Annotated in this window: 23 protein-coding genes and 2 pseudogenes; 1 reads left to right on the forward strand and 24 read right to left on the reverse strand. The window is 43.0% G+C overall.

Going from position 1 to position 25,467, the window contains the following annotated elements:
- Positions 1-37: 37 nt before the first annotated feature.
- From DESGI_RS10805 to DESGI_RS10890, 20 genes and pseudogenes are all read right to left on the reverse strand, one after another.
- Positions 38-877: an HNH endonuclease gene (locus DESGI_RS10805; protein ID WP_006522135.1), complete on the reverse strand. Its 840-nt coding sequence runs from the start codon at positions 875-877 to the stop codon at positions 38-40.
- Between the two features lie 482 nt (positions 878-1,359).
- Positions 1,360-1,473: pseudogene (locus DESGI_RS23820) on the reverse strand (flagellin); the annotation flags it as partial.
- A gap of 327 nt (positions 1,474-1,800) precedes the next feature.
- Positions 1,801-3,468, reverse strand: coding sequence for a flagellin N-terminal helical domain-containing protein (locus DESGI_RS26065; protein WP_006522136.1), 1,668 nt, complete (start codon positions 3,466-3,468; stop codon positions 1,801-1,803).
- A 128-nt stretch (positions 3,469-3,596) separates the two neighbouring features.
- Positions 3,597-3,830, reverse strand: coding sequence for a carbon storage regulator CsrA (gene csrA, locus DESGI_RS10815; protein WP_006522137.1), 234 nt, complete (start codon positions 3,828-3,830; stop codon positions 3,597-3,599).
- Positions 3,830-4,291, reverse strand: a complete 462-nt coding sequence (fliW, locus tag DESGI_RS10820) for a flagellar assembly protein FliW (protein WP_006522138.1) — start codon at positions 4,289-4,291, stop codon at positions 3,830-3,832. Before fliW ends, csrA begins: the two co-directional genes overlap by 1 nt.
- Before the next feature lie 84 nt (positions 4,292-4,375).
- On the reverse strand, positions 4,376-5,650 hold the full coding sequence (flgL, locus tag DESGI_RS23060) for a flagellar hook-associated protein FlgL (protein WP_006522139.1): 1,275 nt from the start codon (positions 5,648-5,650) through the stop codon (positions 4,376-4,378).
- Between the two features lie 19 nt (positions 5,651-5,669).
- Positions 5,670-7,064, reverse strand: coding sequence for a flagellar hook-associated protein FlgK (gene flgK / locus DESGI_RS10830; RefSeq protein WP_006522140.1), 1,395 nt, complete (start codon positions 7,062-7,064; stop codon positions 5,670-5,672).
- Between the two features lie 15 nt (positions 7,065-7,079).
- The gene (locus tag DESGI_RS10835; RefSeq protein WP_006522141.1) at positions 7,080-7,550 is read right to left on the reverse strand and encodes a flagellar protein FlgN; all 471 of its coding nucleotides are present in this window, start codon (positions 7,548-7,550) and stop codon (positions 7,080-7,082) included.
- A 17-nt stretch (positions 7,551-7,567) separates the two neighbouring features.
- Entirely contained in the window at positions 7,568-7,921 is a 354-nt protein-coding gene (locus DESGI_RS10840) for a flagellar protein FlaG (protein WP_006522142.1), read from the reverse strand.
- Between the two features lie 32 nt (positions 7,922-7,953).
- Positions 7,954-8,244: a flagellar biosynthesis anti-sigma factor FlgM gene (gene flgM, locus DESGI_RS10845; protein ID WP_006522143.1), complete on the reverse strand. Its 291-nt coding sequence runs from the start codon at positions 8,242-8,244 to the stop codon at positions 7,954-7,956.
- Positions 8,245-8,310: 66 nt separating this feature from the next.
- On the reverse strand, positions 8,311-9,393 hold the full coding sequence (locus DESGI_RS10850; protein ID WP_006522144.1) for a protein-glutamate methylesterase/protein-glutamine glutaminase: 1,083 nt from the start codon (positions 9,391-9,393) through the stop codon (positions 8,311-8,313).
- A complete protein-coding gene (locus DESGI_RS10855; RefSeq protein ID WP_006522145.1) occupies positions 9,377-11,500 on the reverse strand; it encodes a chemotaxis protein CheA in 2,124 nt (707 codons plus the stop codon). The genes DESGI_RS10850 and DESGI_RS10855 overlap by 17 nt, the downstream gene beginning before the upstream one ends.
- An 18-nt stretch (positions 11,501-11,518) precedes the next feature.
- Positions 11,519-11,995: a chemotaxis protein CheW gene (locus DESGI_RS10860; RefSeq protein WP_006522146.1), complete on the reverse strand. Its 477-nt coding sequence runs from the start codon at positions 11,993-11,995 to the stop codon at positions 11,519-11,521.
- A gap of 19 nt (positions 11,996-12,014) precedes the next feature.
- Entirely contained in the window at positions 12,015-12,800 is a 786-nt protein-coding gene (locus DESGI_RS10865; protein ID WP_006522147.1) for a flagellar motor protein, read from the reverse strand.
- A gap of 24 nt (positions 12,801-12,824) precedes the next feature.
- Positions 12,825-13,451, reverse strand: a complete 627-nt coding sequence (locus DESGI_RS10870; protein WP_337833203.1) for an OmpA/MotB family protein — start codon at positions 13,449-13,451, stop codon at positions 12,825-12,827.
- A gap of 24 nt (positions 13,452-13,475) precedes the next feature.
- A pseudogene (locus DESGI_RS26305) lies at positions 13,476-13,595 on the reverse strand (flagellar motor protein MotB); the annotation flags it as partial.
- 212 nt (positions 13,596-13,807) lie between these two features.
- Positions 13,808-14,227, reverse strand: coding sequence for a chemotaxis protein CheW (locus DESGI_RS10875; RefSeq protein WP_006522149.1), 420 nt, complete (start codon positions 14,225-14,227; stop codon positions 13,808-13,810).
- 275 nt (positions 14,228-14,502) lie between these two features.
- Positions 14,503-15,987 (reverse strand): S-layer homology domain-containing protein, encoded by a 1,485-nt coding sequence (locus DESGI_RS10880; protein ID WP_006522150.1) that lies wholly within the window; start codon positions 15,985-15,987, stop codon positions 14,503-14,505.
- A 383-nt stretch (positions 15,988-16,370) separates the two neighbouring features.
- Complete coding sequence (locus tag DESGI_RS10885) at positions 16,371-17,894, reverse strand: sodium:solute symporter family protein (RefSeq protein ID WP_006522151.1); 1,524 nt, start codon at positions 17,892-17,894, stop codon at positions 16,371-16,373.
- A 20-nt stretch (positions 17,895-17,914) separates the two neighbouring features.
- The gene (locus DESGI_RS10890; protein ID WP_006522152.1) at positions 17,915-18,124 is read right to left on the reverse strand and encodes a hypothetical protein; all 210 of its coding nucleotides are present in this window, start codon (positions 18,122-18,124) and stop codon (positions 17,915-17,917) included.
- Between the two features lie 552 nt (positions 18,125-18,676).
- Here DESGI_RS10890 and DESGI_RS10895 point away from each other — a divergent pair.
- Entirely contained in the window at positions 18,677-20,773 is a 2,097-nt protein-coding gene (locus tag DESGI_RS10895; RefSeq protein WP_006522153.1) for a sigma-54-dependent Fis family transcriptional regulator, read from the forward strand.
- A gap of 44 nt (positions 20,774-20,817) precedes the next feature.
- On the opposite strand, the gene DESGI_RS10900 is transcribed toward DESGI_RS10895, so the two are convergent.
- The 4 genes from DESGI_RS10900 to DESGI_RS10915 all read right to left on the reverse strand — a co-directional run bounded on the left by DESGI_RS10900 (position 20,818) and on the right by DESGI_RS10915 (position 25,463).
- Complete coding sequence (locus DESGI_RS10900) at positions 20,818-23,097, reverse strand: xanthine dehydrogenase family protein molybdopterin-binding subunit (protein WP_006522154.1); 2,280 nt, start codon at positions 23,095-23,097, stop codon at positions 20,818-20,820.
- A 2-nt stretch (positions 23,098-23,099) separates the two neighbouring features.
- Positions 23,100-23,549 carry a (2Fe-2S)-binding protein gene (locus tag DESGI_RS10905; RefSeq protein WP_006522155.1) on the reverse strand — a complete coding sequence of 150 codons (450 nt, stop codon included), beginning with the start codon at positions 23,547-23,549 and terminating at the stop codon, positions 23,100-23,102.
- Positions 23,540-24,337 (reverse strand): FAD binding domain-containing protein, encoded by a 798-nt coding sequence (locus DESGI_RS10910; protein WP_006522156.1) that lies wholly within the window; start codon positions 24,335-24,337, stop codon positions 23,540-23,542. Before DESGI_RS10910 ends, DESGI_RS10905 begins: the two co-directional genes overlap by 10 nt.
- A gap of 289 nt (positions 24,338-24,626) precedes the next feature.
- Positions 24,627-25,463, reverse strand: coding sequence for an aminotransferase class IV (locus DESGI_RS10915; protein WP_006522157.1), 837 nt, complete (start codon positions 25,461-25,463; stop codon positions 24,627-24,629).
- Positions 25,464-25,467: the final 4 nt, after the last annotated feature.

A 25,467-nucleotide genomic window follows, 5' to 3' on the forward strand; every position in this document is an offset into this window, starting at 1 on the left:
AACAAGCTGATCCTAATCCCATGGTGAGCCACGTTAACTAAAAATTTTCTTGGGGTGTATATGAAAAATACTGCAAAATATCATCAAAATCCTTTTTAAATGGCCTTGCCAATGTGATTTTTCTGCCATGCTGACCAAACAAAAAGACAAGTCCCATTAGTGTATCTTCTTCCTTATAGATTCTTATGACATGGTTAAATTGTTTATATATTTGTTTATCCAAATGTGCAATAGGTAACTTGACACCAATATCCGAAAAATTAGTACCATGTAAAGCAAATTCTCTAGCTTGATTAAGTTCTAAATCCTTTAAGTAAGTAAGACCTCTTTTAAATCCAATTAAATTCAGACATGATTTAACTAATGAACGTATAACCATTTTTTCTTGGTCGGAAGAACAATGTTGCATACCCGTCCCTAATACTATATCATCGGAGTTTGGAACATAATAACCATCAAATTTATCCGACTTGTTACTGGATAAAAACTTGTGTTTTTGCTTTTTATCGTGAAATACTCTAATCTTTCGCTTATCATTTAATTCTATAACTTGATTCTTTATTCTAACACCATTGCTTGATAAAGTTGCTCGAACTTTTCCTGAAAAACCCAAGATAGAAAAATCATCAAATTCAATTTCATTTTTTGAATATTTTTTGTTCTTCTCTGGCCTTATCCCAAATAAAATTGTAAGTGGTTTATATTCCTTGATCAAATAAAGATCTGCTTCTCTATTGAGTCGATCATTACATTCCTTACAAACATTTAAAAATGTTATTCTTCCACCCAATGCATCTGGAATTATATGATCTCCTTTTGCTCCCTTGCTAGCAATAAATTCCTTATCGCAGTAATAACAATATAATTCTGTCTTCATTTTTAAAAAGGCAATACTCCTTAATTGTTAATTTAATAAATAAAAGGGATCGGTTATTTGTTATATGAAAAGACCCCGGTAATCCGGGGCCTTTCTTTAATTGATTGGTTAACGGAGCAGTTGCAGTACGTTTTGAGGTTGCTGGTTTGCTTGCGGACCACCGGTTATCTTTCGATAACCGCCAGACTATATCTTCAACCATCTTGTTTGATGGCTGTCGGGTGCTTCGGGGAACCTCTTACCCCTACGGACCTCATCACCGTACCCGGTGGGGCCGGGTTTAGGTGGTACGTCCTAGTCGTTGAACCTTCTCCATCCTTTCGGAACAGGAGCTCGGCTGCTGATTATCCAATCTGCCCTGCTTTTCAGCCTGTCACGTCTACCCTTTCGGATTACGTTGTAGGGAGGACAGCTCTTTAGGAAGTTCCAGCAATTCACCCGATTTGCGCTTAAAGGTTACCCTTTAAGGGACCCTGCCAACATTACCTGAGGAGTTGTAAAACACCTTGGGGTTGTTGTTGGGCTTGAGCCAGCATGGAATTGGCAGCCTGTGAGAGGATATTCATCTTGGTGTACTCCATCATTTCTTTGGCCATCGTCGCCACAACAGGTTTCCCTGTTGACCAGACTATATCTTCACCCTCAGCTTTACCTGTTAAGGGCCGGGCACTTCGAACACCATTCGGTGCTCTACGGGCTTCATCACCATACCTTATGGCTTAGGTGGTATGCCCTAGTCGTTGAACCTTCCCCAACCTTTCAGTCCAGGGGCTCGGCTGCTGATTGCCCAATCCTTTCATTTTTTAAACCATCACGTTTGCCGTTTCCGGCTGCGTTGTGGTATGAAGGGCTCTAAAGGGTTTTCCAGCAATTCACCCGGTGATACTCCTGACCGTTACCAGTCAGGACGACTGTGCCTTGGCTTAAGCTGCCTCGGCATAATCAACGTCGCGGATACGGGATTCGGCGGCGGACAGGTTTTCGGAAGAGGTGCCCAGGTTGTTGATGGTGTGCTCAAGACGGTTCTGGTAGGCACCGAGTTTGGAACGTTCAGCGGAAACCTGTTCAATTGCATCATTGATGACATCAACTGCCGCAGTTGCCTTTTCATGGTCGGATACATCCAAAGCCTTAAACTTGGCAGTATTATTAGTTCCATCAGTTACAACGGCATCTGTTGTATAATAGGCAGTTTTGCCTGACTTTGAAACTACTGTCGTGCCATCTTCAGAAGCCACCTGCAGCGCATCGGAGCCGGCTCTCATATCTCTGATATCGATGGTCATACTCTGTCCCGCATTTGCGCCAACTTGGAAGGTGGCTTGGTAGTCTTCTTGTACTCCACCATCTGTAATATTTAGTTCAGCCGTTGCACCTGTTGCCGTGGTGCTGATGGTTATAGTGCCAGTGCCATCATCAGTAGCTGTGATGCCCTCTACTTTGTCATTTAGTTGAGCGGCGACAATATCTGCCAATACATCCTCATTATTAGCAGTTGCATTAATTGCATCACTTATGTTTATGCCGATAGCATCGCCGTTATAAACACCATCGTTAGCATCGTAAAACTCAACTTGTTGACCATTAATTGTGAAACCTTTGCCAACTAAAGCTTCAATTGCAGCACCGGTGGTGTAAGACGTAAGGTCCAAAGTTGTAGTAGCCGCAGTAGCCGCAGTAGTAGTACCTACAGCATTGGTCAAATCTTCTGTAGCATTTGCAGCTGTGCTATAGGCAGTTTCAACATAATTACTAATTGTTCCAGCAGCGCCATCAAAGTCACCACCAGCTACAGCCTTAATTGTAACAGTATCCGTACCATCAGAGACTGCAGTATAATTACCTTTTAATACTTCATTTGAATCTATGATTTCTTGTAATGCGTTAGCATAACTATCTGCTGTGTTTTGCACAGTACTACCACCCGAAGCAATATTGACCGAAGCACTAGTACTAGTGACATTATATGCTGCAGAATCATCGTAATTAGCATCATTGGCCTTCCAAGTTACTGTCAAGGTAATCCCATTCAAGTCAATGCTTAAAGCATCATCTGCAGCTGCGCCTGCGTTTGCGAATGCAACAGTTGCAGTTGCTTGGGTATGTTGTGTGGCAGTTCCAGTATTAGCTACATCAGTTGAGAATAAACCAGATTTAGCTAAATTAACCCTACCATCACCCTTTAACAAACTCTGGGTGTTAAACTCAGTGGTATTACCGATTCTATTAATCTCAGAAGTCAGCTGGTTGATTTCCTTTTGAATCTCATCACGGTCAACGTTTACGTTGGTATCACTGGCGGCCTGGGTGGCCAGTTCACGCATACGTTGCAGAATGCTGTGGGTTTCATTCAATGCACCTTCAGCAGTTTGGATCATAGAAATACCATCCTGGGCGTTACGGCTGGCTTGATCCAAGCCGCGAATCTGAGCCCTCATTTTTTCACTAATGGCTAAACCTGCGGCATCGTCACCGGCCCGGTTGATGCGTAGACCGGAAGACAGCTTTTCCAAAGATTTGTTACCGATGGCGTTGTTAGTACTCAACTGACGATACGTGTTAAGCGCTGCAATATTATGATTAATAATCATCTAAAAAATTCCTCCCTGAATGTAAGTATGCATCCATGCATGTATAAATCCTCAGGTGGCCACCCTGAAGGGCTATGATTATATCCCTATCTATATATTCGGTAATTAAGCAGCGTTCTTTAGTTTTTTCAACCTTTATTGGCAAAAATTTTTTTCAACGCATCCACAGCATTATGATCACTGGTAATGGCGGTAATGTTTTCTTCTTTAACGGCCTGGTATAGTTCGCTACGCAATATAGTAACGTCTTTGGGGGCTTCGATGCCGATTTTTATGGTGTCTTCTCCGATTTCCAAAATGGTGATGCTGATGTTATCCCCCAGCATAATGCCCTGTTTTTTCTTGCGGGTGAGTACCAGCATTAAACTCCCTCCCCGCCGGATGTTTTTTCTGTTGTTTTCGGAAACAGCATGTGTTTAGTGGTGTAAGGGGAATTGTTTAATATAACCTGCTTGGCTTTGTTAAGCCGGGTATTAATAACAATAGGGGCCACCAGGTTGGCTGTGGCAGCGGCGGGGTTGTCGCGGGGCACTGTTATTGTGGTTAATACCAGAGCCTCCGAGGGCTCCTGCAGACCCAGTTCTTCTATGTCATGGTCTGGTAAATTACACACATATCCTTTGAAGTATAGGAATGGGTCGATAAGTAAAAGTGCCACTGCGGGGTCTTCCACCGCCTGCAGCCATTGCATGTTATCAGCGCCTTTAACAGGCAACATAAAAAAGCGGTGCAAGGATCTAAAGCCGGGAATGCCTTTAGGAAAGTTTATTATTTTTTGTTCATCGATTTTAAGGTTACCGAACCGGGTGGTTCTCACTTGCATAAACAAATGCTCCTTTTTAAATAATTATGGTGACCATATAGGTCACCACGAGATTGTTCATTATTTGATATAGTATTTGTCACTTTATTTCAGGAAATTTAGCAGACTTATATTCATTATAGTTGCGCCTACAGCCAGTGACGCGTTGTAAGACAGTGCCTGCTGACTTACTTCGATGGATAACTCAGCTATGTCGGCACCTTCTATTTTGTTCAGGTTATCTTTAAGTATAATTTCCTGATCCAAAAGTTGGTTCTGTAAAGATTCAAAGTGCCTGTAGCGCGCACCGGCCTGGACTCTATGCTGCAACAACATATCCATTTTATCTCCAAGCTCTGCAATACTTTTCTGCAACCCTGCTGTATCATCGTCCCGCAACCTGTCGCGCAATGCAAACAGTGCGTCAAAAATACCCCGGTCCGGGTTATCATCGGCCCTTGGATTTGTTGAGTCATACACTATATTATCTATCTCAGCACGTCCAAACACACCCAGGCTATTATTAATTGTAATAGTATATTCAGCACCGTCCTCTATATCGGGCGGAGTAGGAAAAGTTATTTTCAGTCCTTCCAGTTTACCATCTGTGACACTTAAAACATTATTTTCAAAAGTATAATCTATTATTAAATCATTGTTTTCTATTATTCCATTCAGTTCAAGCTGTTTTTCTATACTTACAGTATCATTATCAGGATCAGGTAGGTTATTAAATTTTACTTTAATAATACCAACGATATTTTTATCATCCTGTCTTTGAGTGAGGACAAGTGCAGAGGATGATTTTGCTGTGTCATTGATTGCTTTAATTTCAAAACCACTGGTCACTCCCGGCGCATCGATGCGATAATCGGTACCGGCCAGCACTTCACGGTATATACCATTGAAGTCGCCATTATAAATAATCTTATCACCAACACGTTCAAAAGGCGGGCGGTTATTTTTTGTACCCGCGTAGATGTATTTGCCACCAACTGTTGAGTTTGCCAAATCCACCGCCTGGTCAATCATTTTATCAATTTGCTCTGAAATGGCACCCTTGTCATCGGCGTTATAAGTACCATGAGATCCTTGCAAGGCATATTCTTGAGCCTTGGATAATAAGTCACCCAGAGTGCCCATAACAGTGTCGTTCATATCCAGATAGCCCAAGCCATCCTGGATATTGCGATCGTACTGATCATTGTAAGACAAATTACCCTTGATGCTCATGAACTGTCCCATTACATTGGGATCGTCACTGAGGCGTAACAGCCGCCTGCTGGTGGCCATCTGTTCCTGGCTGCGGGCCAGCTTACTCAGATTGGTCTGGATACTGTTCAATATATTGTTGGCCATGTAAATATTGGTTATACGCACGTTTTATTGTCCCCCTAATCTAAAACAGGCGATTGATAATTACATCCAGCATTTCATCTATGGCGCTAATTACTTTGGCTGAAGCCTGAAAACCGTATTGAAACTGAATCATTCTGGTAAGCTCTTCGTCCACGGAAACTCCGGATACCGAATCCCGCAGGGCAGTGATTTGCTTCCTAATGTCCATTTGGTTGCCGGCCATATCACTGGTACCCTTAGCACTACCGCCCACTTCGGTGACCAGTATGCTGTAATATTCTTCAAAAGTAAACGGTTTGGCGGAAGAAATTTCTTCATCCCGGAGATTAGCTATATCACGGGCTTTTGTACCGTCAACTAAAGCCGGGTTGCTTATTAAAGTACTATCTACTTGGAAATCACCTGTGGCTAAGTCACCGGTAAAAAACACGGGGTAGTCAGCCTTTGGTGGTTCGTTAAATTTTTCCACAATTTTATTGCGTAAATTGACAGCTATATCGTTTAAACTGCTTTTGTAATCAATCAACCGTTGTCTGGACATTTCCAGGCCGAGCAATGAACCTCCTTGATTGGTATCATTGCAATTAGCCGTTAGGTATACTGTTTCCCCATTATTAGAACCGCCATTAAACGAAATATTAATATCGCCACCAGTCGTTACTAATTCAATTTTCGTATTTGCGGTTAGTACATCTTGGCCGAATAGGGTGAGCTGGGTTAATTCCCCGTTGGGTTTTCCATTGTTTGATCCAAAACCAACCTGCAAAGGGCCATAGCTGCTGAGCTCTTCCAGCAGTTGATCCCTTTTATCCAATAGGTCATTAGGCTGCTGGCCAACGCTATAAACTTTCTTTATGGAATCAGTTAAATCCCGAATTTGAACCAGGATGTCATTAACACGGTCTACTTGTTGGGATAACTCAGCCTTTACGCTTTTTTCAATATCGCCAAGCTGTTCGTATGTATAGGACATTAAAGAAGCAAGTTCCTCACCCAATTGAACTACCGCTGATTTAACGCCGGGATCCTGGGGGCTGTTATTTAAATCCATCCAGGCTTTAAAAAAGTCCACCATGCGCTGCCCGATGCCTTCAGAGCCAGGTTCAGCAAAACATGCTTCCGCTCGTTGCAATATAGATATTTGATCTTCCCAATAGGCTGCGTCTGTGGATGCCCTGCGCACCTGATTATCAAGGTATTCATCCCTGATTCTGCGGATAGCGGTTACCTCCACCCCTGTACCGTACTGTCCGGGGGAGGCTGCACTATTTAATGTAGGATTGGTATAGGGGTCGGTAGTTTGAAGGATGGCCTCCTGGCGGGAATAACCCGGTGTACTGGCGTTGGCCAGGTTGTGTCCGGTAATTTCCAAAGAGTGCTGGTGCACTTTAATCCCCCGGCGGGCTGTTTCCAATCCCATAAATGTTCCGGGCATAGTATCCCTGCTTTCCTAGACAGTTTTGTTTAATATACCGGCCGGACGGCCTTTCTGCTGTATAGCACCGCTGTCCCGGTAGGTGCTACTACTGCCTCCGGTTTTAAATATGTTTAATATAACCTCGTTAACCTGCGCGGCACGCATAGTCAAAACCTTATTAATTTCGTTTAATTGGCTAATGCGCTGAAAATCGCCCTTGAGTTGCCTTTGTATTTCTTTCAGCTTTAACTGTATTTCAAAAGGGGCCTTTGGCAAAATGTCACTGACAGTAGCCCCCAATTGCTGTTGTATTGTTTCTCGCTGTTTATCTAATTCTTTCATGGTTATAGATTGCTGTTCCAGTTGCTGCACAGCCTGGTTCAATAATTGCATATCTAAATCCCGCAGCGCCTGGTTTTGAGCCTCGGATGCCTTTAACTGCTTTTGAACAACCGAACATTGTTCGTTTAATATTTTTACCAATTCATTAAAAAGAGGCTCCACGAGCATCTCTCCTTAAACTAAATGTATATATCTACACTAATCCCTTTGGAATCAATTATTTTATTCGCTAATTCACTAGCTTCTTTAAGGTCGATATCTTTTGTCCTATCAGTTTTTGTATTGCGCATTTCAATATAGTCGGTACCTGCATCGGTTTTTTTATGGGCAAAGCGCAGGGGTAAATCAAACGCCTGAGCTGCATCATTTAGTTTTTCCACTGTTTTATTTAAAGCGTCTTTGTTTAGTGTTGCGGTATTCTCACTATCCTGAGGTCTAACCGGCTCAGCCGGTTTACGATTTTCCTGCGCCTGCCGGCTGGCCACATCATCATGTGTAACGTAAGCCTGCAGTCCGCCTGCTCCTATTTTCATGATATACACCTCCATTTTTCAGTTGGAGTAGATTAAACCTTAGTATCCAGGCGCCTTTCCCTTAAGATTCCTTCAGCTATCTTTTCCGCGGAAGGCTCGTAATTGCCGTTTTTTATCTGAGTTTTTAAAGCATCTACCCGTTCCTGCCGAACATCGGGCATTTCTTTAAGTTTCGCCCGGTAGGTTTGTAGTTCTTTGCCGACGGAGGATATCTCCACCCGGTCTCTATCCGGCGCACTATTGTTTTGCTTAATGTTTTTATTTTTATCATTCTGGGCTTTGTAGGCATCAATCATGCCTGACCCCAGATGGGTGATTTTCATGTCTTTCACCCGCCCCTTTTAAAATAGCAATGTTAATATATATATTCGGTAAATATTTTATGAACTTTATACGATGCGTAAAATTTCTGCGGCAATTTGAGATAGGGGGAGAATTTTTCGCGCGGCGCCCAGCTCGGCTGCAGCTTTAGGCATACCGTAGACCACACAAGTGCTTTCATCCTGCGCAATGGTATACCCACCACGCTGTTTAATAGCCAGCATCCCCCGGGCACCGTCCCGGCCCATGCCGGTGAGTAATACGCCCATCGTCCGGTTGCCCACCACTTCCGCCGCCGAGTTCATCATTACGTCTATTGAAGGTCGAAAGCCCCCGGGGGGCACGGGTTTGTTTCCTTTATCCAAAGCTATGCTCAACTGACCGGCATACCTGCGGAAGGTCAGGTCATAGCCTGCCGGTGCCACCAGCACTTGCCCGGGCAAAACCTGATCGCCGTGCTCGGCATGTTTTACCACCAGTTTACACTTACGGTTCAAATGCTCTGCCATTGGGCCACTGAACCCCACCGGGATATGCTGTACTACTACCACTCCACAGGGCAGATCACCCGGCAGTGCGGGTAACAGTACTTGCAGCGCCGCCGGGCCTCCGGTGGATGAGCCGACCGCCAGCAGTTCCATTTTTCCCGGTGATGGTTTGGCTGCGGGCAGTGAAGCCACGGCCAATTCATCCACAACCCTGTGCCCGCCGGCAGGCCGGGGTTTTACAGAAGGTGCAGGGCATCTTTTCATTACCGCGCGACTGGCCACTTGGACCTTATGGGCCAGTTCACGTACCATTTTTTCAGCATCTCCGGCCTTGAGTGGTTTTGGGACAAAATCAACCGCACCGGCTGCCAGTGCTTCCATAGTTACCCTGGCACCTTCGGTGGTATGGGCGCTGAGCATGACCACGGGTACGGGGCATTTCCGCATCAACCTGGTTACAGTGGCCACACCGTTCATACCGGGCATTTCCACGTCCATAGTTACTACATCAGGGCGCAGCACGGTTACTTTTTTAATGGCTTCCTGACCGTTGGCGGCGGTATCGACTACTTTAATATCCACCTGAGCTTCTAAAAGACGGGTAATAACCCGGCGCATTAAAGCGGAGTCATCCACCACCAGTACCTTAATTGGCTGCGGCATATAATAAGGCCTCCTCGGAGCCCGCGCTTCTTACCAAGCTTCGCACATCCACAATCAAGGATACTTTACCGTCTCCCAGTATGGCTGCTCCGGCCAGTCCTTCCACCTGGCCGAGGTAAGAGCCCAGGGATTTAATGACTATTTCTTGCTCACCGATTAATTCATCTACTATAACACCCAGTTTACGGTCACCAGAACCGACAACGACTAAATAAACCTTGCTGTCATCATTTTTTGATGTTTTATGATTGAATATATCTCCCAGTCGTTTTATAGGGCATACCTGCCCGCGAATGATTATCACTTCAGAATGTCTGATGGTCTTTATCTCCGAACGATTGACGTAAAGGGTTTCCACCACGTAGGTTAGAGGAAATGCGTAAGTCTTGGAGCTGCATTCGACCATTAGCGCGCGGGTTATGGCCAGGGTTAGCGGCAGCTTTATGGAAAACCGGGTACCCTGACCGGGCACGGCGTAATAATCCACTAGGCCATTGATATTTTCTATTTGGGTGCGTACTATATCCATACCCACACCCCGACCGGAAATGTCACTAACATGGTCTTCTTCCACTGTTGAGAAACCCGGTGCAAAAATAAGCTCCTGGGCTTCCCGGTCACTCATCCGGTCATAATGCTCCTGCGTTATTAAACCTCGCTGCAGGGCTTTGCTTTTTAATTTTTGCATGTCAATGCCCCGCCCATCATCTTCCACGTTAATGACAATGTGCCCTTCTGAATAAGATGCTTTTAACTTGAGGTGGCCTTGAGCCGGTTTGCCCAAGCGCTGCCTTTCCCGGGCATCTTCAATGCCGTGGTCAATGGAGTTTCTTAACAGGTGGATTAACGGGTCTCCGATTACTTCAATCACATTACGGTCAAGTTCGGTTTCTTTACCTTCGATAATAAAGTCGATTTCTTTGCCAAGTTTATGGGCTATATCCCTTACCATGCGTGGGAAACGATTGAATACCTGGGCAACGGGCAGCATGCGCGCTTTCATGATTTCGTCCTGTAAATCAGTAGTAACCTTACCCAGGTGACTGGATATTTCTAATATATCTTCGGCAATGTCTTCGGAGCCGAATTTGCTTTCAAAGACATTTACAAAACGCTCCAACCTGGTGCGTTCAATTACCAGTTCCCCGACCAGATTCATCAGGGTGTTTAATTTTTCCACGTCTACCCGGACGGTTTTTATGGCTTTCTTTGGACCGTTGTTATCACTGTTGGGCAGTTTTGCGGCAGTGGGAGTTGCTTTGGCCATGTTTTTCCGGTCCGCCGCAGTTTGCATTTCCTGCTCCGGGGTATTATTAACTTTAATTTTTTGTATATGTACAGCCTTGATTTCCGCTACCGAGAGGGCCAGGTTTTTAACCTGGTCGATGTCTGACTGGCTAATAATAATCAGTGCTATACTACTGTTAAAATAACCGCTTTGAATATCCTCTATTTGGGGGTTGGTTTTAATGATCTCGCCCACCTGCTCTAAAGTTTCAAAGAGCAGAAAAGCACGTACTTCCTTCATCTGGCAGTCTTCCGCAAAAACAACCTGCAGGCCATAGGCATGGTACCCACGGATTTCTGCTTCGCTGATGACATCCTCGGTTACGTCATCAACTTCGATCTCCGGCAGCAGTTGATTGGAATCACTTACTTTTGACGTTCCCTGTTCAACGGGCTTATACAGCCGGTCGTGTCCATATTGGTTATTAATGTCGGCTCCCGGTGTTTGTTTTACTTGTTTGATTTTTTGTAACACCGGACTGATATCTATATTTTTAGTGGCATTGCCAGTTGTTTCGTCTTTTAATTCCGTTAATTTATCAACGGCTTCAAAAAGCACGTCCACCAGGTCACCGGTTATTTCCAACCGGTTATGACGTAGTTCATCGAATAAGCTTTCCAACTCATGGGTTAATTTTGTCATTTTATCGTAGCCCATTATGGCGGAAGATCCCTTTATGGTATGAGCGGCCCGAAATATTTCCTGAATAATTTCGGGTGTGGCTTGCTGCTGCTCCAATAGAAGTATATTATCGCTGATTATTTGCATTTTTTCTTCCAGTTCTTCTTGAAAGATGGCAATTTCTTCACTACTAAACACCGTATCACTCCCTCTTTTTTAGGTTTCTGAGAGTTGCTCCATTTGTTTTAGATGTTGCATATCCTGGTTGGGTAAAAGCTGATGTAAATCCACCAGCACAATTAGGTTTTTATCATCCAGGATTATGCCCTTTAGATAATGCTCGTCCACACTAATACTGGGCGGCACGGGTTTAATCATATCCGGGCTGATCTTTCTTACTTCAGAAACGCTGTCAACGATGAGGCCAAATTTATTCTCTTCTGTCTCCACTACAATGACCCGGTTGTTTTCTGTCCTTTCATCGGCCTGAGTATTAAACAGCACATGCAAATTAACAGCCGGTGCTATTTGTCCCCTGATATTAATTATTCCCTCCACATATGCCGGAGCGTTTGGTGTTGGGGTAATTTTCTCCAGGCGAATAATCTCCGAGACCAAAGATATATCTACACCAAAATATTGGTCGATTAACGAAAATACTACAATTTGCAAATCGGTTATTTCAGCAGACACTAAAACGCCTCCTTTGAAATTATTCTTCTTTGATATCATCTTTTTCCTCTGTTTGTCTATTTGACGGGTTCAGATAGGATATCAACCTTTCCCTGATCAGGATGGGGTTATACCCGGCCTGTAAAGAAATGATACCTTCCATCATCAGTTGTTTTAATAATATTTCTTTATCGCTAATATTGGATAACTTGGCAGCTAGTGGAAACCATAGTAAGTTAGCACTGCCTACACCGTAAAGAGTGGCCATAAATGCCACGGCAATGGCAGAACCCAGGGTATCCGGGTCATTCATGTTTCCTAACACGTGCACCAAACCCATCACTGTACCGATAATACCCATTGTGGGCGCATAACCGCCTGCAACTTCAAATATTTTACTACCAATACTGTGGCGTTCCTCTATGGTATAAATTTCTACTTCCATAATATCTTTTACCAACTCCGGTTCGGTGCCGTCTATTACCAACTGCAGCCCTCTTTTAAAAAAGGCGTCATCGATATCCTCAATGCGGTTTTCCAAATATAATAACCCTTCCCGCCGGGCATCTTCGGCCAGGCTTACAATATCTTCAATAGTTTTGATCGGATCGTAAGATTTATTAAAAAAAGCTATTTTTATTATTTGCGGCAGGGCCTTAAAGTCGTTAGGGGAAAAACTGAAGATTGTGGCTCCCAAAGTTCCACCGAAAACTATCAGCGCGGCACTGGGCTGAAACAATGCCAACAAATGCCCTCCTTCCAATAAAAAACCCACCAGTAATGATAGTATTCCAATGAAGAATCCAAGTGCAGTTGCTAAATCCATAGTATTTATCCATTCCTTTACAATTTATAAATTATCAAAATTCTCATAATCTGTCTCGTTTAAAGTCGAAATGCTATTTGGTTCAACTTCGGCAAACTTATTACGTAAGATTATCAGATCAACCCGGCGATTAAGCTGACGATTTTCAGTATTACTGTTCGGAACCCTGGGTCTGTATTGTCCATATGCTGTGGCGGACATCTTCTGCGGGGTAAATCCGAATTCATTGATCATTGCCTGTAGTACATTAGTAGATCTGGCCGCTGATAATTCCCAATTGGAAGGATATCGGGAATTATTAATTGGGAGATCATCGGTATGCCCTTCGACGCGAATGTAGTTGGGTATATCCACCATTAACGGTGTTAATTTTGTTAGAATTTCATGCGCATTCGGGGTTAGCTGAGCCGAGCCCAGGTCAAACAAAACCGCTTCCTGAAAACTTAGCACGATACCCCTTTCCTCCATGCCAACTGAAACCCTGGTTGAAAGCCCGTTTTCTTCAATATATTCTTCTAAGTTTCTTTTTAAATTCTCCAGCTGCATTAACTCTAGCTGATCTTTTATTTGTTCATCCTGTTCAACAATATTTTGCATTTGTTCCGGAGGAGAGCCGGGGATAACTTTCGAACCCGAGCTGTCTAATAACATCCCTCCCGCGCCGAAGACTTGGGACAGTGCTTCAGCCAACGTCTCGAATTTAGCCGCATCAATTTTGCTTAACGTATATAAAACTATAAAAAAAACCAACAGCAGGGTAATCATATCAGCATAGGTTATCAACCAACGATCCTTATTATCCTTGCCTTTTTTTTATGCCAACTCCTGTTGACCAAAGTATTAACCCCCATTTTAATTAGAAGACATTATAGCAATTTATTCTAATAATTTAGTAATTTTCTATAATTACTTTTAAAATCCTGCATTGTAAAATAAGTAAACATGCGCAACATAACTACAAAAATCCCTCTTAAAGATTAAGAGGGACTCTAATTAAAAGTGACTATTCAATCCTCCATTACTTCTTTCAGGTTTAATAACAAAATCATATCGTTTTCTTCTTTAAGGATCCCTTTGATAAACCTGTCTTCACCGTTCATGGTTTCGGATTTTTCCACTTCATCATTTGAATACCTGGTTACAGAATAAACACTGTCTACAATTAGACCCAATTTCCCTTTAATCGTCTCTGTCACTATAATACGGGAATCTCTACCCAGCTTATTCTCTTCTAAACCCAGTCTTAAACTTAAGCTTATAACAGGTACAATGGCTCCTCTAAGGTTTATAATGCCCTTACAGTAATACTGTGTATTGGGAACCCTGGTTATTTCCATGATGCGTATAATTTCCGATACATTTTCTATTTGTAAGCCATAATGTTGATTGTTTAATCCGAAAACCACCAGCTGGTTATTTTCCTTCATATAACTTCCCCCATTACATAGCATCTGACCTTGATTTTATTTACAAACCCCCATTGTTTCCAGTATCACTAAAAGGTTTCCAGGGGCACCAACTATTTACACCCCCCTTTCCGGTAGCCGAATCAAAAGTACTTATCAGCTTTATGATATATAAAACCTATTACTTAATAATCGGCTGAAAATGTTTGAAACTTTAAAGATAACATAAAACATTTCGTATAGAGAATGTGAAAACTACGGATAAGTCCGTGGGTTTTCTGTGGCAACACCTTTTTTTATAATTTTTGTGTCTTTTGTAGAATAGTATAAACCATACGGGCTGCTTCGGCACGGGTTATTGTTCTATTTGGTTCCAGGTACCCCTGCTCGGTTGTAGTTATTAAACCGCTTTGAATGCATGCTAGAATGTGTGGTCTTTGCCAGGAGTAAGTAGAAGAATAATCGTTGGGAAAATACGTTTTTAGCACAGAAGTTGCCTGATCAGGGGTTTTTAGCGGTAGACCGGCTGCATTGGCCATAAAAACACAAGCTTGCTCCCGAGTTAAAGGATTGCCGGGATGAAATAAAAGTTTTCCATCTGTAGTAGGGGTGTTAGGGATCCACCCGGCTTTAACAGCGGCTTCAATATATTGGATTTCGATAATGTTTAAGTTTTGTATATCGCTAAATATATGCGACTGCAATGATAAAGGAGAAAAGGGCAATCTGAAACCATTGACAAGCATGCTGATAAATTCATACCTCGTTACAGGTAATTCATTTTGACCGGATTTATTCGTCAAACCAAAAAATTCTTCAGGCACCGGGGAGCCGTCCTGGTATGTTGCAAGTGGGTGCATAATTCCCCTGGACCACAGAGTTACCACGTAAGACCTGGCCCATTCCAGATCTACCCCGCCTGTTTTCCTTAGATAGAAATCTTTAAAGTCCTTTGTTGTGCGTACCACCATGTAGTGCCCGAAGCCTGTATTGGAAAAAGGAACGGTAATGCTTTCGGTGGTAAGATTGTAACTACCTATCCTTTGCAGCATGGATGGTTGCAAAGATGTAGCTTGAAAGCTGGGCAGGGCGTATAAAACGGTAATCAGTTCATTATTAGTACCGCCGGCGGCGGCATCAAACTTCAAAGTTAGCTCACCCGGGTTTGAAAGGCTGTAAGATGGTGATGCGGCCTCAATGGAATACAGTGGGCTTAATGGTATATAGTCGGGGTTTAGATTAAATTGGGGGCTGTTGGCCAATATAGTGACACTTTGATCCCAGGCGGATCTATTGCTATGATCAACAATAGCGGTTTCTTTAGGTACCTTAAGAACTACCGATTTATTAAAGGCAGGTAAACTTTGACCAATTGCTTCAAAGCAGCGCTGGGAACCGGACAACGGTGCATCAATAACAGTAATGCGTAAATCGTCAGTTTCAGTGCTGTCTTTTTTGTTTTGCCCGTTATACCTATATTTTTCCACTTTGACTTTAATAGTATTTTCACCGGGTTTGAGTAAGTAATCACGCAGCAACCAAAGATCAGAGTCGCTGCCAGCTATTTGAATAGCTTCTTCACTGTTTATTTCAACAGTTTTGGCGTTTTCCACGCGTACTTGTATGTCTACCTTATTGGTGGTGGCATAAGGTCTTTGGGAATAAGTAGTATTATTATCATTGGCTGGTCTCCAGTAAATGTCCATAGCAAGGGCGGGTGTGCTATTGGCATAGAAAAGAAAGCTATATAGTGCCAAGGTATAAAGAATTTTTTTGACCATCTTGATCACTCCATTTTTTATATGCAGGTTATAGATATATTGGATAATTTTTCGTTTGTTCCTTCATGGCAACAGAAAAATTTGTCTGTTTAATCTGAGATATGTTAATTATCGGTTTTGACGGGTTATGATAGACTATTTTTCTATTATTTAAATCAACTTTCGGGGTTCAATCACATTCAGGCCTACTACCTAACTGTCTATGCTTAAATCTATAGATTACCATAGACTCCAAGACTCGCTACCGGTGACTTGGCTTAAGCCTTACCGGGGGAAGCAATAGGGACGGTCTCTTGCTTCCATAAATGGAAACAAGAGACCGTCCCTATTGCTTCCCAAAAAATCCCGCCTTTTTAGGGCGGGATGTTTTGGATTCGCATGAACTACACTGTTATTTTAGTTTCTTTACCAATAATATTAGGTTCTCCACTTAATTTAGCAAAAGTGCTGAAAAATTCATCAGTTGCTTTCTTATCAGGAGCCGGTGTTAAATAGGTAACAACAATCAATATGATTAACCCCAGAACTAAAGCCGGCACACCTGGTAGCAAGCCCATGGCAAACTTTTGCGGAATTATCCCCAGAGGCAAAGCAACTTGTACTATTTGAGAGACCAGCAGTGCAGCAATGGCAGCCTCCTTGGTACAACGTTTCCAGTACAACGCAGCAAGCATGGGGACGATCAAACAGGCAAATCCCCCGAAGGCCCAGTTAATCAGAGTGATAATTCCCATAGGTTTGATTAAAGCCAGCACATAGCTGATCAAAACCATGGCGAAAAGTACACTTTTGCTTAATAATAGTTTCTTTTTGTCCTCAATATTTTTAGCAGATGACATGTTTAGCAAAATGTCTTTAGTGAAAATAGTTCCGGCAGCGAGTAGTTGCGAGTCCATGGTGGACATGGTAGCGGCCAGGATTGCCGCGCCCAAGATGCCGGTCATGAAAACAGGTGCATATTGGGCTAGAAACAATGGAATAATTTGTTCAGCTTGATTCCCTTCCAAGCCGGGAATCAAGGTATGTGCCCACATGCCGATGTAAACGCAAACAGAGAAAATGAAAAGTCCGGCAAAGGGATACATTAAACTCATTTTCTTAAGCTCACCAATACTCTTACCTGACAGCAAGCGTGTAAAGAGCTGCGGAAACATTGGCACCGCCAGGCTTACTATGATACCAAAGCTGAAAAATACCTGCCAGGGCAAATTTCCCCTGGATAATAGTTCAGGATTATTTTGCATGATGTTTTGCGTTACCTGAGCGGGACCTCCCACAGTATTTAATGCATACAGAAAAATTATCAATGCACCGACCATAAAAACCATAGCTTGCACCGTATTGGCCCAAATTGAACCACGCATTCCCCCCATAATTACGTAAATACCAATAACTACAGATATTATCAAAGCCCCCAGCCAAAAAGGTACAGCACCCTGGGTCAGCCCTTCAAAAACTTGTCCGGCACCCATGGTGCCTGTCATCAGATAGGGTATGGTATAGATTAAACCCACCAGAGTCACAAGATAACCTAAAGTTTTACTGTTCCAGCGGCCAATTACGACATCAGACATTGTCACAAAACCATATTTCTTGCCCAGCAACCAGGCCCGATTCCCGACGGTATAAAATAGAATTGGCGTTAGCCAGGCCCACGTAGTTACGAAATAAGGCCACATTATCCACCCATTATGATAAGCCTGACCTGGAATGCCAATTAAGGTTACAGCTGAAATGTTGGCGGCAAAAACGCCGCAAAACAGCACCAGGGCTTTAAATTCACGGCTGCCGGTGTAATAATCTTCAAGGGTGCCTTTGGCGTATTTAACGCTGGCCAATCCAATGGTTAAAATAGCAATGACATAAAGCGCAAGAATAGATAAAACTGTAATATTTTGTTGTTCCATGATATAAGCCCCCTCCAGGATTAATCTTCATCCGGATCATACCAGAAGCTTTTGTTTACCCAGAAAAGCAGTAATGTACCAATAACCCAAATCATTAATTGATATAGTTCATAGATAGAAAGCCAACCTAGAAATACGGGTTCCTTAATTTTTCCCCAGTTCCAAATGTCTACCCTGATAAATACCAGAAAAACGCACATGGCATAAAGTATCCATTCCTTTGGTTTCAATTGGGGCACCCCCTTTTAAATTTGAATTTGAGCAATTATTTTCTTATCCCTGTACTTTTACATACAAAGTCGCGACATTTGTTTTGTCCGAAATGTGTTTAAATATTGAATTGCCTGAAAATTTTTTATAAACAACCCCCTCTCACTTTTCCTACCATTAAGCTATGATCACATTACGAAGCAAGAAATGTGCCACTAAATATGTACACAAATCAAATGCTCATTAAGCTTGGGTTTTGACAAAGAGAAAAATATATCCAGCAACTTTTACGGAATAAATTGGATATTTTCTATCATTATTTAGCTCCCTTTAGGTTTGGAATACAACCAAACTGGTTTAATAATAAACCTTGTTTATAAAAATACAATATTTTATGTGAAAATTTTAAATATTTACAGGATTCATGAATTTAGTGTCGAAAAGATAATAAGCTTAATATAAAATTCCGTGCATAAATATTATTTACATAAATAAAAACCGGTACATAAATAAACCAAGGAATTTAACGTTTATTCGTATGTAGCCGTTCATTTGTAAGGAGGTAGTTTTACTTGAATATCGGTAAGCTAATAAGAAATTCGCCGGTTGTATTAAAAAAGGAACAGCTTCTTGACAAAGCGGTTGATTTATTGATTGATCATCAACAATGCGCGGCTCCGGTAGTTAGTGGAAAAAAAACTATCGGTGTTTTACTGCTGGCCGAGGCTTTGCACAGATTAAGAAACAAGCCGGACAATAAAGAGCAGGTGGTATCTGATGCTTTATTCACCGATGTTACCGTATTAAGTCCGGATGATGCTATTGAAGATACTGTTATTGGAGGTCTGCCATTTTATCCCGTATCAGATAGCAAAGGACATTATATGGGAATTGTGCTGGTTGAAGATATTTACAAAGATATGAAGAAAATTGCAAATAGGAAAAATGATGTTCTCCAAAATGCTCATAACGGCATATTGGCTGTTGATGCCGAAGGAGTCATTATAGTCTGTAATAAATCGGCCGGCAAACACCTGGGTATAAATCCGCATGAAATTACGGGTCGGAAAATTAATGAAGTTTTTCCTACCAGCAGATTAACCAGGGTAATTAGCACTGGCAAGCCCGAATCAATACAAAAAATTATAGTCAACGGTCGTTCGATAGTGTGCAATCGTACACCGATTGTTTACGATGGGAAAGTGACAGGGGCTGTTACCGTGTTTCAGAACGTTGCCGAGCTCGAAGCTGTTTCAGCTGAATTAGAGTCTGTACAACGGCTATATAATGAACTGGACACTATCGTCGAGGCGGCGCATGATGGAATTATGATTACTAACAGTGATGGAATCGGTTTGAGAGTTAACCGGGCCCTTTGTCGCCTTACCGGTCTCGAAGCCTCTTATTACCTTAACCAGCCCATTGACAAGCTTTATAGTGATGGTGTTTTTAAGTACGAATCAGTAACTACGAAAGCCCTGCGAGAAAAACGTTCGGTTACTGCAATACAAAGGATAAATAACGGTAAAGAGGTTTTGGTAACCGGCACACCCATATTTAGTAACAACGGAGAACTCTTTCGGGTTGTTACCAACGTGAGGGACATCATCGAGCTGCAAAAGCTAAAAGAAGAAAGAGACAGGTATATAGAAAAAAACTCAGCTAACGGTGATGTTGATGATTTTATCCAGCAATTGCGAAAAGGAGAAATCGTTGCTGAAAGCACAGAGATGTTAAAAGTTTTGCACGTGGCGGTTCGGGTGGCCAGGGCCGAAACAACTGTACTGCTTTTGGGGGAATCTGGGGTAGGTAAAGAAGTACTGGCTAAAATAATTCATTGCAGTAGCAACAGACCCAGAAGAGGAAAGTTTATCCAGATTAATTGCGGTGCCATTCCGGAAAGTCTTTTGGAAAGCGAGCTTTTTGGGTATGAATCTGGTGCGTTCACCGGCGCAAAAAAAGAGGGCAAACCTGGACTGTTCGAAATTGCTGATAACGGGACATTGCTGCTGGATGAAATCGGTGAAATGCCTCAGCCGCTGCAAGTCAAACTATTGAGGGTTTTGCAGGAACAGGAATACTATCGCATTGGCGGTGTTAAGCCAATTAAACTGAATGTGAGAATAATTGCAGCTACAAACAAAGACCTTAAAAAATTAGTAAAACAGGGGAAATTCCGTAAAGATCTTTATTATCGTTTAAATGTTATTCCCATTGAAATTCCCCCGCTGCGCCACCGCAAAGATGATATACTTCCATTGTCATTACATTATTTACGTAATTTTAACGAAAAGCACCAAACCAATAAGACCCTGGATGCTAGAACTGTGGCTATCTTAGAGAGTTACCACTGGCCTGGTAATGTTAGGGAACTAATGAATATATTAGAACGCACGGTAATTTTAAACAGCGGGGATTCCATAGATCCGTACATTATCAATAATCAACTCGACCAAAAGGGCGTCAAGGAAATTACTCCGATTATTGTCAGGAGTATTATACCCCTCCGCAAGGCCCAAGCAATCATAGAACGGGAACTGCTGCAAAAAGCGTTAACAAAGAATAAGACTGTTCGCCAAGCAGCTAAAGACCTGGGCATATCACATTCTACATTAATTCGCAAGGCCGCCCAATACAACTTAAAAAAGGAGAATGTGATTACTGTGTAACCGGGGGGAAGCAGGGGAACGGTTCTCTTGCTTCTCCCTGCTTCCTAGGCCTTTTGCATACCCATGAACACTTTTTCGGGGGTTATGGGGAGATTGGTTATTCTAACACCCACCGCATTATAAACCGCATGTACGATGGCCGGCGCAGGTGTATTAATTACAACCTCTCCTATCGACTTGGCACCAAAGGGCCCCGTCGGCTCATAACTTTCTTCGAAGGCTACCCTTACGTTACTGATATCCTTTCGGCAGGGAATCTTATACTGCATAAAAGAGTTAGTCTGCAATTGGCCTTTGTGGTTATATTTTACATCCTCATACAAAGCCATTCCTATTCCCTGTACAATGCCACCTTCTGTCTGTACCCGCGCCAGGTTTGGATTGATTACCGTACCGCAGTCCACCACAGCCACGTAATCCACCAGGTCAACTTTTCCGGTCTCCTGATCCACTTCCACTTCAGCAAATCCGGCTACAAAGGGCGGCGGCGAAACCCGGCTGCCATAGGTGGCGTGTCCGGCCAGCTGGAGTTTTCCCGTACCCAAGACCATAAGTTCAGCAAGTTTCTTTAGACTTATGGACTTTTTACCGTCTACAGTACTAATGGTTTTTCCATCATAGGTGGTTTCTTCAGGGGGCACTGCTAAAAAACCTGCCCCGTTTTGCATAATTTGCTGTTTTAAATCTTCCGCCGCTTTAACTACGGCCATACCCGTGACATAAGTGGTGCTGGAAGCGTAGGAACCGGGGTCATAGGGAGAAACATCGGTATCCGCGGCATGAACAATAATATTTTCCACTGATGTTTCTAAAACCTCGGCAGCTATTTGGGTCAGTATGGTATCGCTGCCCGTGCCCATGTCGGTGGAACCGATGAGCAGGGTAAAGCTGCCGTCATCATTAAGTCTTATTTCAGCGGAGGCCGTATCCACTCCGGCAATTCCCGATCCCTGCATGGTTACCGCCATGCCCACCGCTCTTATTTTATTGTTGCCTGTATCTATCCCGGGATACTTTTGGTCCCATCCGATCATTTCTTTACCCTTTTCTATGCACCTGTGCAGAGACGAACTGCCCAGAGAATGATCTTTATGGACCAGAGATGTTTCCCCTTCCCTGATTAAATTCTTAAGCCGGATTTCCGCCGGGTCTAGGTTCAGTTTTTCAGCCAGCTTATTGACAGTTGACTCAAGGGCAAAGGTTCCCTGGGTGGCCCCATATCCCCGTAAAGCTCCCGCCGGCATTTTATTTGTATAAACAGCCTGGCCCATATACCGTACACCTTTTGCCTTATTATAAAGGGGAAGGGTTTTTTCCCCCACCACCGCAAATACCGTGGGCGCATGTTCCCCGTAGGCGCCAGTATCGGATAAACCCTGGATGTCGATCGCTTTGATGTAACCTTCCCGGTCGGCCCCCAGTCTGACTTTTAACTTCATGGCATGGCGGCTGTTAGTGTAGGTAAAGGTTTCCTTTCTGTCATAGACAATTTTAGCCGGCTTCCCTGTTTTTAAAGTAACAATGGCCGGGAACAATTCCGCCACAGCTGTCTGTTTTCCTCCGAATCCTCCGCCTATTCTCGGTTTAATAACCCTGATCATGTTAGCAGGCATTTGTAATGCCCTGGCCAGTATTCTTCGCACATGAAAGGGAATCTGGGTGGAGCTTACCACCACAAGCCTGCCTGTATGATCAAAATAACTGAAAGTACGGTACGTTTCCATCATAGCCTGGGCCTGGGCTTGAGTATAATAGGTTTCTTCCACTACCACGGCACATTTTTTAAATTCTTCCTCAACATTGCCAGCTTCCACTTTGTGTGCAGAAGCAATATTCCGTTCCCGCTGCATGCCGATATCAAAATTGCAATGCAAGTCATCTTCGGGGTGAACGATGGATGCATGACCTGCCGCCTTTTCAAAGTCCAAAACAGGTTCCCATACCTCGTATTCAACCTTAATCAGGCTCATGGCCATGAGAGCAGTTTTTTCATCCGCGGCAGCGATGATGGCCACCTCATCTCCTACATATCTGACTACTTCGTCCAATATTAGGCGGTCATACGGTGATGGTTCCGGATAGGATTGACCTGCTGTTGTATATCTGATTTGGGGAACATCCTTATAAGTAAGAATGCACTCTACACCATCCAGTTTTTTCGCCCCGGATATATCAATGGAGGTTATTTTAGCGAAGGCGTGCGGGCTCCGGAGTATTTTTACCACCAGAGCATTGGGCACCACCAAATCATCCGTATAAACAGGTTTGCCTGTGGCGATGGCTATCCCATCCAATTTGGCCATACCCTTGCCGACGATATGCATATTTATGCCACCCCCAGATACTTTTTAATTGCCCGGAGCTGTCCCATGTAGCCTGTGCAACGGCATAAATTACCGTTTAGATAATGTTTGATTGCTTCTTCCGTAGGATTTTTCAATTCGTTTTTCATGGCCAGCACGGTCATGATGAAACCGGGACTGCAGAAGCCGCACTGGTCCGCGCCATCAGCCGCAAGGAACCGGGCAAATTCCCCGGCCTCTTTTGGGACTCCCTCAATGGTGGTAATAGATTTGCCGTCAGCTCGAAAAGAAAGTGTAGAACAGGACAGGGTTGGTTTTCCGTCTATCCATACGGTACACAACCCGCAGCCCGAAGTGTCGCAGCCCTGTCTGATACTGAACATTCCGTAAGCCCTTAAAGTATCCGCCAACATTTCATCATTTGCTACCTCCAGGGTAGCTTTTTTATTATTGATGGTAACTTCTATCTGCATGGCAATACCTCCATTATGGCCCGTTTAACCAGCACCCTGCACATTGCTTTGCGATATTCTTCCGTGCCCCTCATATTAGTCCCGAAGGATAACTCTTCCGCCGCCAGATTAGCTGCATGATCAATAGTTTCCATGCTTACATTCCCTCCGGAAAGCTCAGCCGAAGCTTTGGTAGCGACTTTAGCCCTTTGTGGCCTGGCCCCAACTACAATTCGCCACTGGTCATTTAATTTGGAAACAGCTGCATTTAAAATTGGATAATCTGTAGCAGAGTTTCTCAAATTTTGATAAACGGCCTTTCGTTCATTTTTTTTAATAAATATTCTGGTTAGGATATCCTTGGAGTAGGAATTATCCAGGAATTTTTCCAATGACATTCTGCCGCCTTGATACAGTTCCACTTCGGTATCCAATGCCAACAGTGGAGTTATTAAATCAGAAAAACCGTATTTGGCATAAACAGTAGCCCCTACAGTGATAATGTTTCTAAATTGTACACCCATTACATAACTAACTGACCTGGGTAAAACGCCATTAAAAATTTGCATTAAAACAGGGTTGGTTTCCACATCCCTAAAAGTGGCCATTGCACCTATTTCTATATAAGCAGGCTGTTCCTTTATATAATCCAGATTTAGCTTGGACAAATCAATGGCCGTACCTATTTTTTGGGAGCCCAGGCGCAAAAAAGCGCACCCCCCAAGCAAAGTGCTGCTGCTGTTGCCCACCAATGCCTGGTATGCTTCTTCAATTGTACGCGGCTGTACTAAATCACGTATGGTAAACACTTATACCCCCCCTTGTAAAATGGGAAAAAGTAAAAATTAAAGCTATATCAAAGTTTTAACCGAGTTTAGTTTAGTTTACCTTGTCTTACCCGCCACCTCAAGTATAAAAGCAAGAAGCAAGGGAACGGTTCTCTTGCTTTCAAGTGAGGCAGGGAAATGTTCTCTTGCTCCCAGGGCAGCAAAAAAGATGAAGGCTTTGTCGCCTTGATAGGTGCCAGGTGTTGAAAATTGACTATCTTTAAACGCTTAGAAAGAAAGGCCCTTTTGTTTTTGTGAGCCAGATCGAACACTACTGATTTTCTATAAAAAATTTATAGAACTTCATTATTTGCCTGGTTACCCCACCGGGTAATCCTGTTCCAATAATTGCAGAGTCTACTTTAGTTACCGGCATAATTCCCATCAAGGAATTTGTCACAAAACATTCCTTGGTCTGCAAAAGGTCAAAACGGGTAAAGTTTGCTTCTATACATGTCAAACCTAATTCCTTCGTATACTCTATAACCCAACGGCGTACTATGCCCGGTAATAACCCTGCCTCTGCCGGGGGAGTTATTAGTTTACCTTTGTTAACTATGAATATATTACTAACCGTTCCCTCCGCCACCATGCCTTGTGTATTAATAAACAGTCCTTCATCACATCCCCTGCGGTTTGCTTCTTGGCGCCCCAGAAAATTTTCAAGATAATTGGCTGTTTTATGCCTGACTATGGGAGATTTTTCATTACGGGGAAAGTCTAAAGTAATTAGTTTAAACCCCTTCGAATAATGTTCTTCCTTATAAGGTACCCCTTCTTTTACAAAAACTATAGCGTTGCCATCGTCACAACTACCGTTACCGGCAGTAACAGTCAACCGCAATAACCCGTCCTTGATTCCAGATAAAATGACTGCTTTGCGGCACAAAGACATAAGTTCATTGTGTCCGTCACAAACTCCCATGCCCAGTTCAGCGCTCGAACTGATCAACCTTTTTAAATGCTGTTTCAAGAAAACAGGCTCTGCTTTTTTAATAAGCATAGTTTCAAATAGGCTGTAGCCATATAATAAGCCCATATCTTTCACATTAATATCTATTTTCCCATGGTAAGTATTTTTTTTATTAACAATAAAGTATTCTTGCAAATGT

Origin of the sequence: Desulfoscipio gibsoniae DSM 7213 (assembly GCF_000233715.2) — a bacterium.
Classification (GTDB): Bacteria; Bacillota; Desulfotomaculia; order Desulfotomaculales; family Desulfallaceae; genus Sporotomaculum; species Sporotomaculum gibsoniae.

Excerpts from the sequence above, each read along its gene's own strand:
- DESGI_RS10805 (WP_006522135.1), bottom strand. The coding sequence starts at position 877 with ATGAAGACAGAATTATATTGTTATTACTGCGATAAGGAATTTATTGCT.
- DESGI_RS26065 (WP_006522136.1), bottom strand. The coding sequence starts at position 3,468 with ATGATTATTAATCATAATATTGCAGCGCTTAACACGTATCGTCAGTTG.
- csrA (WP_006522137.1), bottom strand. The coding sequence starts at position 3,830 with ATGCTGGTACTCACCCGCAAGAAAAAACAGGGCATTATGCTGGGGGAT.
- fliW (WP_006522138.1), bottom strand. The coding sequence starts at position 4,291 with ATGCAAGTGAGAACCACCCGGTTCGGTAACCTTAAAATCGATGAACAA.
- flgK (WP_006522140.1), bottom strand. The coding sequence starts at position 7,064 with ATGCCCGGAACATTTATGGGATTGGAAACAGCCCGCCGGGGGATTAAA.
- DESGI_RS10840 (WP_006522142.1), bottom strand. The coding sequence starts at position 7,921 with ATGAAAATAGGAGCAGGCGGACTGCAGGCTTACGTTACACATGATGAT.
- flgM (WP_006522143.1), bottom strand. The coding sequence starts at position 8,244 with ATGAAAATCACCCATCTGGGGTCAGGCATGATTGATGCCTACAAAGCC.
- DESGI_RS10850 (WP_006522144.1), bottom strand. The coding sequence starts at position 9,393 with ATGCCGCAGCCAATTAAGGTACTGGTGGTGGATGACTCCGCTTTAATG.
- DESGI_RS10865 (WP_006522147.1), bottom strand. The coding sequence starts at position 12,800 with ATGGATTTAGCAACTGCACTTGGATTCTTCATTGGAATACTATCATTA.
- DESGI_RS10870 (WP_337833203.1), bottom strand. The coding sequence starts at position 13,451 with ATGTTATTAGACAGCTCGGGTTCGAAAGTTATCCCCGGCTCTCCTCCG.
- DESGI_RS10875 (WP_006522149.1), bottom strand. The coding sequence starts at position 14,227 with ATGAAGGAAAATAACCAGCTGGTGGTTTTCGGATTAAACAATCAACAT.
- DESGI_RS10880 (WP_006522150.1), bottom strand. The coding sequence starts at position 15,987 with ATGGTCAAAAAAATTCTTTATACCTTGGCACTATATAGCTTTCTTTTC.
- DESGI_RS10885 (WP_006522151.1), bottom strand. The coding sequence starts at position 17,894 with ATGGAACAACAAAATATTACAGTTTTATCTATTCTTGCGCTTTATGTC.
- DESGI_RS10900 (WP_006522154.1), bottom strand. The coding sequence starts at position 23,097 with ATGCATATCGTCGGCAAGGGTATGGCCAAATTGGATGGGATAGCCATC.
- DESGI_RS10905 (WP_006522155.1), bottom strand. The coding sequence starts at position 23,549 with ATGCAGATAGAAGTTACCATCAATAATAAAAAAGCTACCCTGGAGGTA.